The organism is Agromyces sp. NPDC127015 (genome assembly GCF_042725165.1).
GTDB lineage: Bacteria > Actinomycetota > Actinomycetes > Actinomycetales > Microbacteriaceae > Agromyces > Agromyces chromiiresistens.
Window position 1 is genome coordinate 462,935 of record NZ_JBHXDI010000001.1, and the last position, 14,275, is coordinate 477,209.

Here is a 14,275-nt window from a genome sequence, read left to right on the forward strand (position 1 = left end):
AACAGCGATTGGGATCATGAACACGCAGACCACGTCGACCGCCGCCTCCGCGGTCGAGATCCAGGGGCTCTCGAAGGAGTTCGCCGGCCATCTCGCGGTGCACCCGCTCGACCTGGAGATCCGGGAGAACGAGTTCTTCTCGATCCTCGGTCCCTCCGGGTGCGGCAAGACCACGCTCATGCGGATGATCACCGGCTTCGAGACGCCGTCCGCCGGACGTGTGCTGCTCGGCGGCGAGGACGTGACCGGTGTGCCGACCCGCAACCGTGATCTCAACATGCTCTTCCAGAGCTATGCGCTGTTCCCCCACCTGACCGTGTTCGAGAACGTGGCCTTCGAGCTCCGGGTGCGGCGCGTCGCCAAGAGCGAGGCGAACCGCCGCACCCGGGAGGCGCTCGAGCTCGTGAAGCTCGGACACCTCGGCGACCGGAAGCCCGACCAGCTCTCGGGCGGCCAGCGCCAGCGGGTGGCGTTGGCGCGCGCCGTCGTCTCCGGTCCGAAGGTCGTGCTGCTCGACGAGCCGCTCGGCGCGCTCGACCAGCAGCTCCGCAAGGAGATGCAGTACGAGCTCAAGCGCATGCAGCGCGAGGTCGGCATCACGTTCATCTACGTGACGCACGACCAGGAGGAGGCCCTCACCATGTCGGACCGCATCGCGGTCATGTCGGAGGGCGTCGTCCAGCAGGTCGCCGGGCCCGAGGACATCTACAACAAGCCCGAGACGAGATTCGTCGCCGGCTTCATCGGCAGCTGCAACCTGCTCGACGTCACCGTTCCCGAGGGGGTCGAAGGTGACGTGGTCACGGTGCCGCTCGACGGCATCGGCGCGGTGCGCGGAGTGCTCGGCGAGACGGTCACCCACGAGCGCACGGGAACCCTGCTGCTCCGCCCCGAGCGGATCGAGGTGCACCGCGACGGCGATGGCATCGAGGGCACGGTGGAGACCCTCACCTTCCTCGGCGAGGAGTGGCATCTCCACCTGAGCGTGGGCGGCCGACTCATCAAGGCCTCCCTGTCGAGCCTCGTCAAGGAGCGCGACCTGCCGGGCCTCGCCACCGGCGACACCCTCCGCCTCTCGTGGCGCCCGCAGGACGCCAGGATCGTCGTCCGCTGACCGAACCACCGCCAGAACCGAACCAGGAGCCCCGCATGCGAGTAGCCGTCGTCCAGACGTCACCGGGCATCGACCCCGAGGCGAACTTCGCCACCATCCGCCGTTTCGCCGCCGAGGCCGCCGAGCAGGGCGCGCGTCTCGTCGTGTTCCCCGAGGAGGCGATGCTCCTCGCCGACGACGAGATCAAGCCGGACTTCCCCGACCTGCTGCCCGCGGTCTGGCCGGGTTTCGTCGCGCTGATCCGCGAGCTGGCTCGCCAGCATGAGCTCACCGTCATCGCGGCCGGCTACGAGCCGAACCCCGACGGCAGCCCCTTCAACACGATCCTCGCGTTCGGCCCCGACGGGGAGGAGCTCGCGAGGTACCACAAGATGCACACGTACGACGCCTTCGCGTACCGGGAGTCCGCCTACGTGACGCGCGGCGACCGACTGCCGCCGATCATCGACGTCGACGGCCTCAGGGTCGGCCTCGCGAACTGCTACGACGTCCGGTTCCCGGAGCTGTTCCGAAGCCTCTCCGACCGCGGCGTCGACGCGATCGCGCTCTCGGCGGCATGGGTCTCGGGCAAGGGCAAGGAGGAGCACTGGTCGGTGCTCACGCAGGCGCGCGCGATCGAGAACGTGAGCTGGTTCCTCGCCTCGGCGACCGTCGGGCCCGACTCGGCCGGGCTGAGCCGGATCATCGACCCCCTCGGTGTGGTCGTCGCCGGACTGAACGCCCACGACGAGGGCATCGTCGTCGCCGAGCTCGACCCCGAGCGCACCGCGACGGCGCGACGCATGCTGCCGGCGCTCGAGAACCGCCGCATCGCACTCGCCTACCACGTGAACTAGCAGGAAAGAGGATCATGTTCTTCCGCACCGGGGACGCCCCATCCCAACTGCCGACGAGTCTCCGCGCGAAGCTCGAACGGCTCAGCTTCCCGACCCTCGGCCACTACCTCGAGGAGGGCTTCGCCGACCCGGAGATCCGGCGGGTGGTCGAGGCAGGCGGCCGGGTGATCGGCACGGCGTTCACCGTTCGCACGACGGCCACGGACTCGACCGCGCTGCACCACGCGGCGGGGATCATCGAGCCGGGCCAGGTGCTCGTGCTCGACACCGGCGGGGACCGGCGCCACGCACCCCTCGGCGAGGTCGTCGCCGCCCAGCTCGTCGCGAGGGGCGCGGCCGGCGCCGTCGTCGACGGGGTCGTCACCGATGTCGACGAGATCGCGGAGCTCGGGCTCACCGTGCACGCGCGTGGCACCAGCATGCTGACGACGAAGCTCCAAGGCATCGACGCGGGCGGCGTCAACGTGCCCGTCACGTGCGGTGGCGCGGTCGTGCACCCCGGCGACGTCGTCCTCGCCGACGCGAACGGAGTCCTCGTCGTACCGCTCGAGGGCCTCGAAGCCCTCGTCGACCTCGCGCTCGAAGACGACGCGGAGGAGCCGGCGCTCATCGACGAGCTCCGCGGCGGAGCGCCGCTCGGCAGCCTGACCGGCGCCAGCGACACCGTCGCGGCCCTCCTCGAGAGCGCCACCCCGCAATAGCACCCGCCTCGATCACCGACAGCCGGCGGACTGCTCGTCCGGCTGCGATCGAACGCGCCCGGATCCACCCATGAAAGGCACATCCATGCTCCTCAAAGCCGCGATCAACGGGGGCCGACCGACCTCCGAGCACCCGGCCGTCCCCCGCACCATCGAGCAGATCGTGGAGGCGAGTCGCGCCGTGATCGCCGCCGGCGCCGACGTCGTTCACGCCCACGTGATCACCGAGGACGGTGCGCAGACGATCGAGCCCGAGGCGGTCGGAGCGTGGGTGCGCGCCATGCGAGCGGCGGACCCGGCGATCGTGATCGGGACGACGACCGGCCTCTGGACCGTCGAGTCGCACGCCGAGCGGATGCGGCACCTCGCCGGCTGGCCCGGCGATGCACTGCCGGACTTCGCCTCCGTCGCGTTCTGCGAGGAGGGTGCCGCCGAGGCGGCCGAGCTCGTCCTCGAACGCGGCATGGTCCTCGAGTCGGCGGTCTGGTCGATCGAGGACGTGCCGGCCCTCCTCGCCTCGCCGACACTGCACCGCAACGTCCGGATCCTGATCGAGCCCGAGACGGAGGACGCCGATGACGCCGTCGCCGAGTGCCGGAGGATCGCGGCCGTCATCCGGGCGGCCGGCGTGGCCGCGCCGATCCTGTACCACGGCTACGACGCGACGGTCTGGCCGGTCGTCGAGGCTGCCATCGCAGACCGTTGCGAGACCCGCATCGGATTCGAGGACGGGGTGCACCTGCCCGACGGGAGCCTGCCGGCGGGCAATGCCGAGCTCGTCGCCGCGGTGCGCGCGCTCGAGCGGGGCTGACCCCGGCGTCGTCGCGGCGCGAGGCGATACCCTCGAACCGAGGAGACCGCTGCCGAATGATTGACGACCTGGATCGCAGGCTCATCGAGCTGCTCGCCCGAGACGGGCGACGTCCGTTCGCCTCGCTCGCCGAGGAGCTCGGCGTCTCGCAGTCGACGGTGCGTGCTCGCGTGGCGAAGCTCCAGGAGGACGACGTCGTCATGATCGTCGCCCTGTGCAACGCTCTGCTGCTCGGGCACCAGGTGGTCCGGCTGCTGCTCAGCGTCCGCAACCTGACGCCGCGATCAGTGGCCGACGGGCTCGTCGGCATCAACCAGATCAACCACGTCGCGCTCGTCGCCGGTTCGCACGATCTCTATCTCGAGGCGACCTGTCGTGACCAGCCGCAGCTCATCGCACTGCTCGATGAGATCCGTCGCCACCCAGGGGTGGCCGCGATCCAGCCGATCATCGTGACCTCCCTCGCGAAGGACTACAGCGGCGGCGGCCTGCGAGGCACCGCGCAGAGCATCAGCGACCCGAATCGCTGATCAGTTCTCGAGGCGCGACAGCGGCGTCGGTTCGCGGAACCCCTGCCAGAGGTAGGTGTCCTTCATGACCTCGAGCACGGTGAGCGTCTCGAGGTCCGAGATGCCCCGGATGCGGCGGATGTCCTGGAGCACGATCTTGCCGAGGGCCTGCGCGTCGGGGGCGACCACGTCGAGGATGATGTCGTAGTAGCCGAGGGTGCAGGCGACGTACTTGATCTGCGGGTGCTCGGCGAGCTGCTCGGCGACCCGCGCCACCGGCACCTCCGACACCCGGATGCCGACGTGGGCGGCGATGCCGCCGATCTTCGTCTCGTCGTACATGCCGGCGACGTAGATGACCCCGACCGACACGAGGCGGTTGTACCGCTGGCGCACCGTCGGCTCCGAGAAGCCGATACGACGGCCGATCTCGGAGAAGGACCGGCGGCCGTCGACCCGGAGCTGGTCGATGATCTCGCGGTCCACATCGTCGAGGAGGGGGTCCCTCGACTCACGGGCGGCATCCACCCGGTCAGCGTACCGGAGGCACCTGCCGAGCGGTCAGGGGTCGGCCCGTACGAGGCGTCCGAACTCGCCTCCCGCGTCGTCGAGGAGGACGAGTTCGTCTCCGTCGAATCCGGCGAGACGTGCTCCCATCACCCAATACGGCGCCAGGGACCCCTCGCACCCTGCGTCGGTCGACCCGCCGGCGGTCGTCAGCAGGTCGCCGTCGTCCTCGAAGATCCATCTGCCGTGGAGGCTGTTGCAGCCGTCCGACCCGTCCCAGGTGCCCGAGGCCAGGAAGACCACGTGCGGTTCGGTCGGGGCGGAGATCCCGACCGGCTCCCACCGGCCGATCAGGTCGCCGCTCGAGGCCGGCGTGAGGGCCGCTGGCAGGGGCGGCGGGTCGGCGAAGAGCACGTGGGCGGTCTCCTCGGAGACCGGCGCTGCGGCGAAGGACCCCGTCTGCGGGTCGTTCGTTTCGGGTACGGGAGCGGCCGTGAGCGAGGCGACGACCTCGCCGTCGGCGTCGAGCAGCTGCCAGCCGTCGTCGATGGCCCGGTAGGCGGCCATGGCGTCGAGCCACCCGACCTCGTGGGACGAGCTCGTCACGCAGTCGCCGCTCGCGGAGTCGACGTGTGCGATGACGGCACGCTCGCCGGCACGCCACCACCCGCCGAGTGTCCCGCACTCGCGCAGAAGCTCGAGTTCGCCGCCGCCGAGACGGAGGCGGGTGCCTTCCCGCTCTCCGTCGGCGTCGGACACGTCCCACAGTCCGACGAGCCCGATCGGCTCGGCCGTCCCCGCGGTCGCCGGGGCCGTCCGGACCGTCGCACCCTCCGCGGTCGCGCAACCCGAGGTGGTGGATGCCGCGGCGAATGCCAGCGCCACCGCCAGGGTGCGACTCCGATGCGCCCGCCTGGCCCCCACCCTCTCAGTTCGCATCACCGCCTCCTTGCGCACTCATCTTCGAGTATGTGCGCGCGTCGCGCGATCTTGCACCAGGCGCTCGCCCGCCGAGCGGGAGGCGTCGCGAAACGCCTACGGCAGCCGGTCGACGAGGTCGTCGGCGATGCCGACGTACGATGCGGGCGTCAGGGCGAGCAGGCGCTGCTTCGCCTCGTCGCCGATCTCGAGCGACTCGACGAAGGTCGCCAGGTCCGAGGCGCCGACCCGCTTGCCGCGCGTGAGCTCCTTGAGCAGCGCGTAGGGGTCGCTGATCGTCGACCGGCCGGCCACGACCTCGGCGCGGATCACCGTCTGGATCGCCTCGCCGAGCACCTCCCAGTTGCCGTCGAGGTCCGCGAGCAGCAGCGCCCGGTCGAGGTCGATCTCGCCGAGCCCGCGCTGGATGTTGTCGAGCGCGAGCATCGAGTGCCCGAAGCCGACGCCGATGTTGCGCTGGGCCGACGAGTCGGTGAGGTCGCGCTGCAGGCGCGAGGTCACGAGCGTCGCGGCGAGCGAGTCGAGCACCGCCGAGCTGAGCTCGAGGTTCGCCTCGGCGTTCTCGAAGCGGATCGGGTTGACCTTGTGCGGCATCGTCGACGAGCCCGTCGCGCCGGCCGCCGGGATCTGCCGGAAGTAGCCGAGCGAGATGTACGTCCAGATGTCGGTCGCGAGGTTGTGCAGCACGCGGTTCGCGTGCGAGACCCGACCGTAGAGCTCGGCCTGCCAGTCGTGCGACTCGATCTGCGTCGTGAGCGGGTTCCAGCTGAGCCCGAGCGACTCGACGAACTCCTGCGAGACGGTCGGCCACGAGACATCCGGTGCGGCGACGACGTGCGCCGAGAACGTGCCCGTCGCACCCGAGAACTTGCCGAGGTACTCGGTCGCCTCGACCTGAGCGGCGATGCGCGAGAGGCGGTGCACGAAGACTGCGAGCTCCTTGCCCATGGTCGAGGGGGTCGCCGGCTGGCCGTGCGTGCGGCTCAGCATCGAGGCATCCCGGTGCTCGACGGCCAGCGCCTGCAGGGTGGCGATGACCGCGCGGTACTTCGGCAGCCAGACCTGCTGCACCGCGTCGCGCACGGTGATCGCGTAGGAGAGGTTGTTGATGTCCTCGGAGGTGCAGGCGAAGTGGGTGAGCTCGGCGATCGCGTCGAGCCCGAGGTCGGAGAGCCGGCGGCGCACGTAGTACTCGACGGCCTTCACGTCGTGGCGCGTCGTCGCCTCGAGCGACGCGAGCTCGTCGATGTCGGGCTGCCCGAAGTCGGCGACGACCTGGCGCAGCGCCGCCTTCTGGTGGTCGCCGAGCGGCGACGATCCGAAGAAGCCGCGGTCGGTCTGCGCGATGAGCCACTCGATCTCGACGTGCACACGCGCCCGGTTGAGGCCGGCCTCCGAGAGGTGCTCGCCGAGTTCGCCGACCGCCGAGCGGTAGCGTCCGTCGAGGGGGCTGAGCGGCTGGGGGGGCAGCGAAGTCATCGGTTTCCTTGTCTGAGAGCCGGCGCGAGTTGCCGGAAGAGCGCCGTGGTCGACCGTTCAATCATCTCAAGTACCCGATCGAACATCGCATCGTCGGAGTAATAGGGGTCGGGCACGTCCTGCAGCGTGCTGAGCGAGGGCTCGAACTCGAGCAGCAGGCGCACCTTGTGCTCCTCGACGGGGCCGGCGGCCCAGTTGCGCAGGATGCGCGCCTGCCCGCGATCGAACGCGACCACGAGGTCGAGGTCGGGGAAGTCGCCGGCGTCGAACTGCCGCGCACGGTGATGCGTGCCGTCGTAGCCGGCGCGCGCGAGCGCGTCGACGGTGCGCTGGTCGGCCGGCTCGCCGACGTGCCAATCGCCCGTGGCGGCCGACTCGATCGCGATGCGCGACGCCAGTCCGGCACGTTCGGCGAGGGCGCGCAGCACGACCTCGGCCATCGGCGAGCGGCAGATGTTGCCGGTGCACACGAAGGACACCCGGAAGGGCTGCGCGGCCTCCCCCGCGGGTTCCGCGCGCGTCATGGGTTCCATTGTGGAGGAGAATGCGGCTTTCAGGAATGGGTGGAGATGACGATGGATGCCCCGGTGCCGGACTTCGAGGTCGACACCGAGCTCGCGGCGCGGCTCGTGCAGCGGCAGCATCCCGACCTGGCGGGCCCGCTCGAACTCGTCGCGAACGGGTGGGACAACGCGATCCTCCGCCTGGGCGACGTGCTCGCGGTGCGGCTGCCGCGGCGGCTGGTGGCGGTGCCGCTCATCGCGCACGAGCAGCGCTGGCTGCCCGGGCTCGCCGCACGGCTGCCGGTCGCCGTGCCCGCGCCGGTTCGCATCGGTCGCCCCGCCCCCGACCTGGGGTTCGACGCGCCGTGGAGCATCGTGCCGTGGTTCACGGGCACCGTGGCGGCCGAGGCGTCGGCCGCACGCCGTGCGATCCTCGCGCCCGCGCTCGCCGGATTCGTCGATGCGATGGCGGTGCCGGCGCCCGACGGCGCCCCCCGCAACCCGTATCGCGGCGTACCGCTCAGCGTGCGCGACGAGGCGGTGCGCGCCCGGCTCGACCGGTTCGCGGTGCGCGCGGCGACCGGTGATCTCGACGGGCTCGACGTGGCGGCCCTGCGCGACCTCTGGAGCGATGCGCTCGGGGCGCCCGCGTGGCACGGCCCGCCGTCCTGGCTGCACGGAGACCTGCATCCCGGCAATCTCGTGGTCGAGGCATCCGGTGATCTCGCCGCGGTGATCGACTTCGGCGACCTGACCGCGGGCGACCCGGCCACCGATCTCGCGACGGCCTGGCTGACGTTCGGCGCCACCGGTCGGGCCGCCTTCCGGAGCGAGGTCGAGCGGCGCCGGCAGGTTGACGCGGCGACGTGGCGGCGCGCCCGCGGCTGGGCGCTCGTCTGGGGCAGCGCGGTCGTCGACGAACTCGACGGATCGGGACCGATCGGGCGCCTCGGGCGCTTCGCGCTCGCGCAGGTGCTCGTCGGCTGAGCCCGCCCACCCGTCCTCCACACTCGCCGTCGGCGTGCGCGGGTGCACAGGCGCGGCCCGCACGATCGTGGAGGCCGCGGCGCACCGGCAGGCTGACCGGCATGGATGCCTCGGACGAATGGCTGCTCGCGCTCACGGGCGGCGGTTGCGCGACCCGCGACGAGCTCGATCGCGCGACGATGCTGCGGGGGCGGTTCGCGCCGCTGCGCACCGCGATCGGGCACGCCGCGGCGATGCTGCCGCCCGACGGCGGATCGTGGCGCTCGCAGGCGGCCGACCGCTACGCCGAACGGCTGCACGAGCTCAGGTCGGGTGCGCTCGCCGCGGTCGGCCTGCTCGATCAGGCCGTCGTCGAGCTCGACGAGCGCATCCGGCGCATGGGCGATGAGATCGCCGCGTACGAACAGGCCGAGCGAGACGTGCGCGCCGCCGAAGAGGCCCGGCGCGCCGCCGACCTCGCCGAGCAGGCACGCATGCTGCGGGTCGCCGACGAGCGCCGGGGTGCGGCATGAGCGACGCCATCACGATCTCGGGCGGGGGGACGACCGCCGTCGCGACCGACGACCTGTTCGCCGACGCAGCTCGCCTCGGCGCCGCCGTCGCCGCGCTCGAAGCCGCCGCCGGCGACGCCGCCGGACTGGCGGTCGAACTCGACGCGCTCGGCGCCGACCGCGATGCCGGCGGCTTCGCCGGCCGGCAGACGCTCTGGAACGGGCCGCACCCCGCCGGGGCCACCCACCGTCTCGAGTGCGCGCTGCGCGACCGCCGGGCCGAGGGTGACGAGCTGCGCAGTGCGCTGATCGCGAGCGCCGAGCGCTACGGCCTGACCGAACAGCTGGTCGACGGCGCCTGGCGGGTCGGCGGCGGCGTCGCCGGGTATCTGCTCGGCTCGTTCCTGGTCTCACCCGGTGGTGCCGCCCTCGCCGGCGGGGTCGCGCTCGCCGCGGGGGCGAACACGTCGGCCCGGCAGGTGTGGGGCGCGACCGCGCTCGACGAGTGGCTCGCGGCCAACCGGGGCGTGCTGTCCGACCCGCTGTTCGTGCGCGCGGTCCGCGCTGCCGTCGACTCGGTCGACGAGTTCGTGCTCGGCGCCCTGCACGTGCCGGGCGGTGAGAAGCTCGCCGCCCTGATCGGGCCGCATGTCGGGGCGCCCGAGAGCGCGTCGGTGCTGCTCGCGCTCGCCGCGGCGCTCCGTGCGCCGGCGCTCGTCGACGGACCCGTCCGCGTTCGCCGCACGGATCGCGACGACCGGGCGGGCGACGGCCATGCGCCCGGCGGCCATCCGTCCGAGGGCCCCGAACGCACGGTGCGGGCGCCGGCCGGCTTCGGCGACCTCGCGGGCCGCATTCCGGGCGGTGAGGGGCCGCAGATCCGCATCGAGCGCTACGGCGAGCCCGGCGACCCGCGATGGGTGGTGTACGTCAGCGGCACCGTCGAACTCGGGGTCGTCGCGGGCGAGCAGCCCTTCGACATGGTGAACAACCTGCACGGCATCGCCGACGACTCGCCGCTCGACGCGTTGCGGCGCGCGGGTGCCTCATCAGGCGCGGGCGAACGCGCGGTGCGCGAGGCGATGTCGGCCGCGGGCATCGCGCCCGACGACCCGGTGCTCGTGGCCGGGCACTCGGGCGGCGGCATCATCGGGGCGAGGCTCGCGGGCGACCCGTCCCTGGGCGTCATCGGGGCGCTCGACCTCGGCGGGCCGAACGACTCGGCGCCGACGCGGCCGGGCGTGCCGAACGTCGCCGTCGAGCACACCGAAGACCTCGTACCCGCGCTGGGCGGGGCGGGTCACCCGTCGCCCGAGCGCATCGTGGTCGCACGCGACGCGCTCGAACCCGGCCGGTCGTACGACGGCGAGATCCTGCCGGCGCACTCGCTCGAGCGCTATCGGCAGACCGCGGCGCTGATGGACGAGTCCGACGACCCGCGGCTCGCGGAGTTCCGCGAGCTGCTGGCGTTCACGGGCGGCGGCGAGGGCGCGGTGAGCGAGTGGGTCGCCCGGCGGCAGTGAGGCGTGCGGTCAGTCCTTCGAGGGTCGCACGACGAGCCCGATCAGCCAGCTGATGAGTCCGAGCACGAGCGCGCCGAGCACGCCCCACCAGAAGCTGTCGACGACGAGGCCGAAGCCCATGAGGTCGCTGATCCAGTCGACGATGAGCAGGAGCAGCCCGTTCACGATGAACGAGATGAGGCCGAGCGTGATCACGTAGATCGGGAACGCGACGACCCTGATGAACGTGCCGACGATCGCGTTGACGAGGCCGAAGATGAGCGCGACGAGCAGGTACGTCAGCACCCGTGCCATGTCGGTGTCGTCGTACGGCACCACGTTCACGCCCGAGACGATGAGCGTCGTCAGCCAGAGCGCGAAGGCGATGACGATGACCTTGACGATGAAGCGCATGCCCCCACTCTGTCAGACCGCGCCCGCCGGGCGAAGAGCCCCGCCGGGCGAGGAGTTCCGCGGGGCGAGGCGGTACGGTTGAACGCGTGACCGCACCGGAGCCTTCGCGCGCAGGCGTTCGCCTGCGCCCCGAGATCGCCGCCCTTCCCCCGTACCGGCAGGGCCGCCCTGCCCCGGCCGACGGCTACAAGCTGTCGAGCAACGAGAACCCGTTCGATCCGCTGCCCTCGGTCGCCTCGGCGGTCGCGTCGACCGGTGCGACGGTCAACCGCTATCCCGATGCCACGGCGCTGGCGCTGCGCGAACGACTCGGTGCCCGCTTCGGCGTGACCGCCGACGAGGTGCTCGTCGGCGCCGGGTCGGTCGCGCTGCTCGCCGCCTTCATCCAGGCCGCGGCCGCGCCCGGCGACGAGGTCGTCTACTCGTGGCGCTCGTTCGAGGCGTACCCGGGCCTCGTCACGGTGTCCGGCGCGACGAGCGTGCAGGTGCCGAATCGCCCCGACCACGGCCACGACCTCGATGCCATGGCCGCCGCGATCAACGAGCGCACGCGCGTGGCGATCGTGTGCTCCCCCAACAACCCGACCGGTGTCGTCGTCACGGCCGCCGAGTTCGAGGCGTTCATGGCGAAGGTGCCGTCCGACCTGCTCGTGCTGCTCGACGAGGCGTACATCGAGTTCGTCGACCGCGAGGGCCCCGGTTCGGTCGATGAGGCCGTCGACGGCCGCACCCTGCTCGGCCGGTACCCGAACCTCGTCATCCTGCGCACCTTCTCGAAGGCGTACGGTCTCGCGGGCCTGCGCGTCGGGTATGCGATCGGGCCCGTGCCGATCCTCGACGCCGCGCGCGCGACGGTCATCCCCCTGAGCGTCACGGCGGCCTCGTCGGCGGCGGCCATCGCCTCGCTCGAGCCTGCGGCCGAGGCCGAGCTGCTCGACCGGGTCGGCGTGATCGCCGCGCGCCGCGACGGGGTGCGGGCTGCGCTCATCGCACAGGGCTGGCCGATTCCGCAGGCGCAGGGCAACTTCATCTGGCTGCCGAGCGGCGAGGCGACGGCCGAGGTCGCCGAGCGCCTCTTCGACGCCGGCCTCGTGACGCGGGCGTTCGCCCCCGACGGCATCCGGATCTCGATCGGCGAGCCGGAGTCTGTCGAAACCCTCCTCACGATTCTCAGTGAGCTTGTACCGGCCTCACAAGAAGGGCGTCCCGCATAGCGGGTAGCGTGGAACGGTGGCAGCCCGCGAGAGAGACTTCACCGCGCCGACGGTCCAGCTCCTGACCCCTGAGGGCCAGTTGCGACCGACCCCCGAGGCCGAGCCGTACCTGCCCCTCGTCGAGGCGCTCGACGACAAGACCCTGCAGCGCTTCTACCGCGACATGGCGGTGTCGCGCCGGCTCGACCTCACGGGAGCCAACCTGCAGCGGCAGGGCCAGCTCGCACTGTGGGTGCCGAGCCACGGCCAGGAGGCCGCGCAGGTCGGCTCCGCGCATGCCGCGCGCCCGCAGGACCATCTCTTCCCCTCGTATCGCGAGCACATCGTCGGCATGATCCGCGGGCTCGACCCGGTGGGCATCCTCGCGCTGCTGCGCGGCGTGACCCAGGGCGGGTGGAACCCCGACGAGAGCGGCAACTTCCACCTCTACACGCTCGTGCTCGCCTCGCAGACGCTGCACGCCACCGGCTACGCGATGGGCCTGCAGTTCGACGGCGCGACGGCGACGGGCGACCCCGAGACCGACGCGGCCGTGCTCGTCTACTACGGCGACGGCTCGACCTCGCAGGGCGACGCGAGCGAGGCGCTCGTCTTCGCCGCGAGCTACCAGACGCCGCAGGTGTTCTTCGTGCAGAACAACCAGTGGGCGATCTCGGTGCCCGTCTCGCGGCAGTCGCGCAGCCCGCTGTCGCTGCGCGGCGCCGGCTTCGGCATGCCGAGCGTGCGCATCGACGGCAACGACGTCCTCGTGAGCTACGCGGTCACCCGCCAGTCGCTCGAGGAAGCGCGCGCCGGCGAGGGCCCGAGCTTCATCGAGGCGCTCACCTACCGCATGGGTGCGCACACGACGGCCGACGACCCGACGAAGTACCGCACCGACGACGAGGTGGCCTACTGGGCCGAGCGCGACCCGATCATCCGCTACCGCACGTGGCTCGAGGGCCGCGGAGCCTCCGCCGCGTTCTTCGACGAGGTCGACCAGGAGGCCGCCGACCTCTCGGCCGACGTGCGCCGGCGCACGCTCGAGCTCGAGGCGCCGACGCGGGAGACGATCTTCTCCCACGTCTACAGCGAGCCGCACCCGCTCATGACCGAGCAGCTCGCCTGGCTCGACGCGTTCGAGACCTCGTTCGAGGGAGGCGAGGCGTGAGCGGCATCGACGAGGAGGTACGCGTGACGAGCGACACGACGGCCGAGGCATCCCTCACGGATGTCGCGACGGAGTCGGCCGCGCCGGCCGACGCCGTGCGCGGCGTGCACACCATGTCGATGGCGAAGGCCATCAACGCCGGCCTCGCCGACGCGATGCGCGCCGACGAGAAGGTGCTGCTCATGGGCGAGGACATCGGACCGCTCGGCGGCGTGTTCCGCGTCACCGAGGGGCTGTCGGCCGAGTTCGGCGAGAAGCGGGTGCTCGACACGCCGCTCGCCGAGTCGGGCATCGTCGGCACGGCGATCGGCCTCGCGATGCGCGGCTACCGCCCGGTGTGCGAGATCCAGTTCGACGGCTTCATCTTCCCCGCCTTCGACCAGATCACGACGCAACTCGCGCGGCAGACGCTGCGACACGAGGGCCGCGTCACGATGCCCGTCGTCATCCGCGTGCCGTACGGCGGCCACATCGGCTCGATCGAGCACCACCAGGAGAGCCCCGAGGCGTACTTCGCGCACACTCCCGGCCTGCGCGTGGTGAGCCCGTCGAACCCGCACGACGCCTACTGGATGGTGCGCGAGGCGATCGAGTCGAACGACCCGGTGCTCTTCCTCGAGCCGAAGAGCCGGTACTGGCCCAAGGGCCCGGTCGACCTCGATCACGCGGGACTGCCGCTGCACGCGAGCCGAGTGATGCGCCAGGGCACCGACGTCACCGTCGTCGGCCACGGCGCGATGGTCTCGACGCTGCTGCAGGCCGCCGACATCGCGGCCGAAGAGGGCACGAGCGTCGAGGTCGTCGACCTGCGCTCGCTCTCCCCCATCGACTACGGCCCGCTGCTCGACTCGGTGCACCGCACCGGTCGCCTCGTCGTCGCGCAGGAGGCCTACGGCAACGTGTCGGTCGGCTCCGAGATCGCGGCGACCGTCGCCGAGCGGGCGTTCTACTCGCTCGAGGCGCCCGTGCTGCGCGTGTCGGGCTTCGACACGCCGTTCCCGCCGGCCGCACTCGAGACCGAGTACCTCCCGAGCCCCGACCGGGTGCTCGAAGCCGTGGATCGCGCCCTGGCGTACTGACCCGGCTCGTATGACGCTGACGGCATGACTCGACTGCGA

16 protein-coding genes are annotated in these 14,275 nt (G+C 71.9%); 11 read left to right on the forward strand and 5 right to left on the reverse strand.

The annotated features are described in order from the left end of the window. The first annotated feature begins 16 nt into the window (after positions 1-16). From ACFWGP_RS02100 to ACFWGP_RS02120, 5 genes are all read left to right on the forward strand, one after another. A complete protein-coding gene (locus ACFWGP_RS02100) occupies positions 17-1,114 on the forward strand; it encodes an ABC transporter ATP-binding protein (RefSeq protein ID WP_231429300.1) in 1,098 nt (365 codons plus the stop codon). 35 nt (positions 1,115-1,149) lie between these two features. Continuing rightward, positions 1,150-1,950: a carbon-nitrogen hydrolase family protein gene (locus ACFWGP_RS02105; protein ID WP_231429301.1), complete on the forward strand. Its 801-nt coding sequence runs from the start codon at positions 1,150-1,152 to the stop codon at positions 1,948-1,950. 14 nt (positions 1,951-1,964) lie between these two features. Beyond that, on the forward strand, positions 1,965-2,651 hold the full coding sequence (locus ACFWGP_RS02110) for an RraA family protein (protein WP_275507007.1): 687 nt from the start codon (positions 1,965-1,967) through the stop codon (positions 2,649-2,651). 85 nt (positions 2,652-2,736) lie between these two features. Beyond that, positions 2,737-3,462 carry a 3-keto-5-aminohexanoate cleavage protein gene (locus ACFWGP_RS02115; protein WP_231429303.1) on the forward strand — a complete coding sequence of 242 codons (726 nt, stop codon included), beginning with the start codon at positions 2,737-2,739 and terminating at the stop codon, positions 3,460-3,462. Positions 3,463-3,518: 56 nt separating this feature from the next. Beyond that, positions 3,519-3,992 (forward strand): Lrp/AsnC family transcriptional regulator, encoded by a 474-nt coding sequence (locus ACFWGP_RS02120; protein ID WP_231429304.1) that lies wholly within the window; start codon positions 3,519-3,521, stop codon positions 3,990-3,992. Here the strand turns inward: ACFWGP_RS02120 and ACFWGP_RS02125 are convergent, their stop codons facing one another. The 4 genes from ACFWGP_RS02125 to ACFWGP_RS02140 all read right to left on the reverse strand — a co-directional run bounded on the left by ACFWGP_RS02125 (position 3,993) and on the right by ACFWGP_RS02140 (position 7,420). Beyond that, positions 3,993-4,499, reverse strand: coding sequence for an Lrp/AsnC family transcriptional regulator (locus ACFWGP_RS02125; RefSeq protein ID WP_231429305.1), 507 nt, complete (start codon positions 4,497-4,499; stop codon positions 3,993-3,995). A gap of 33 nt (positions 4,500-4,532) precedes the next feature. Beyond that, positions 4,533-5,363: a hypothetical protein gene (locus tag ACFWGP_RS02130; RefSeq protein WP_376930026.1), complete on the reverse strand. Its 831-nt coding sequence runs from the start codon at positions 5,361-5,363 to the stop codon at positions 4,533-4,535. 150 nt (positions 5,364-5,513) lie between these two features. Further along, on the reverse strand, positions 5,514-6,896 hold the full coding sequence (gene purB, locus ACFWGP_RS02135; protein ID WP_275507009.1) for an adenylosuccinate lyase: 1,383 nt from the start codon (positions 6,894-6,896) through the stop codon (positions 5,514-5,516). After that, the gene (locus tag ACFWGP_RS02140; RefSeq protein WP_231429307.1) at positions 6,893-7,420 is read right to left on the reverse strand and encodes a low molecular weight protein-tyrosine-phosphatase; all 528 of its coding nucleotides are present in this window, start codon (positions 7,418-7,420) and stop codon (positions 6,893-6,895) included. Before ACFWGP_RS02140 ends, purB begins: the two co-directional genes overlap by 4 nt. A 63-nt stretch (positions 7,421-7,483) precedes the next feature. On the opposite strand from ACFWGP_RS02140, the gene ACFWGP_RS02145 reads away from it, so the two are divergent. The 3 genes from ACFWGP_RS02145 (at position 7,484) to ACFWGP_RS02155 (ending at position 10,400) form a co-directional block, all read left to right on the forward strand. After that, positions 7,484-8,386, forward strand: coding sequence for an aminoglycoside phosphotransferase family protein (locus tag ACFWGP_RS02145; protein WP_376930027.1), 903 nt, complete (start codon positions 7,484-7,486; stop codon positions 8,384-8,386). A gap of 101 nt (positions 8,387-8,487) precedes the next feature. After that, on the forward strand, positions 8,488-8,898 hold the full coding sequence (locus ACFWGP_RS02150) for a hypothetical protein (RefSeq protein WP_231429309.1): 411 nt from the start codon (positions 8,488-8,490) through the stop codon (positions 8,896-8,898). Further along, complete coding sequence (locus ACFWGP_RS02155; RefSeq protein WP_376930028.1) at positions 8,895-10,400, forward strand: hypothetical protein; 1,506 nt, start codon at positions 8,895-8,897, stop codon at positions 10,398-10,400. Before ACFWGP_RS02150 ends, ACFWGP_RS02155 begins: the two co-directional genes overlap by 4 nt. A 9-nt stretch (positions 10,401-10,409) precedes the next feature. Here ACFWGP_RS02155 and ACFWGP_RS02160 read toward each other — a convergent pair whose 3' ends face one another. Next, a complete protein-coding gene (locus ACFWGP_RS02160) occupies positions 10,410-10,793 on the reverse strand; it encodes a phage holin family protein (protein ID WP_231429311.1) in 384 nt (127 codons plus the stop codon). A gap of 86 nt (positions 10,794-10,879) precedes the next feature. Here ACFWGP_RS02160 and ACFWGP_RS02165 point away from each other — a divergent pair, with 86 nt between their 5' ends. The 3 genes from ACFWGP_RS02165 to ACFWGP_RS02175 all read left to right on the forward strand — a co-directional run bounded on the left by ACFWGP_RS02165 (position 10,880) and on the right by ACFWGP_RS02175 (position 14,236). Beyond that, positions 10,880-12,007, forward strand: a complete 1,128-nt coding sequence (locus ACFWGP_RS02165) for a histidinol-phosphate transaminase (RefSeq protein ID WP_376930029.1) — start codon at positions 10,880-10,882, stop codon at positions 12,005-12,007. A 16-nt stretch (positions 12,008-12,023) separates the two neighbouring features. Further along, the gene (locus ACFWGP_RS02170) at positions 12,024-13,157 is read left to right on the forward strand and encodes a thiamine pyrophosphate-dependent dehydrogenase E1 component subunit alpha (protein WP_376930030.1); all 1,134 of its coding nucleotides are present in this window, start codon (positions 12,024-12,026) and stop codon (positions 13,155-13,157) included. Between the two features lie 113 nt (positions 13,158-13,270). Next, positions 13,271-14,236, forward strand: a complete 966-nt coding sequence (locus ACFWGP_RS02175; protein ID WP_374201157.1) for an alpha-ketoacid dehydrogenase subunit beta — start codon at positions 13,271-13,273, stop codon at positions 14,234-14,236. The last annotated feature ends 39 nt before the right edge of the window (positions 14,237-14,275 follow it).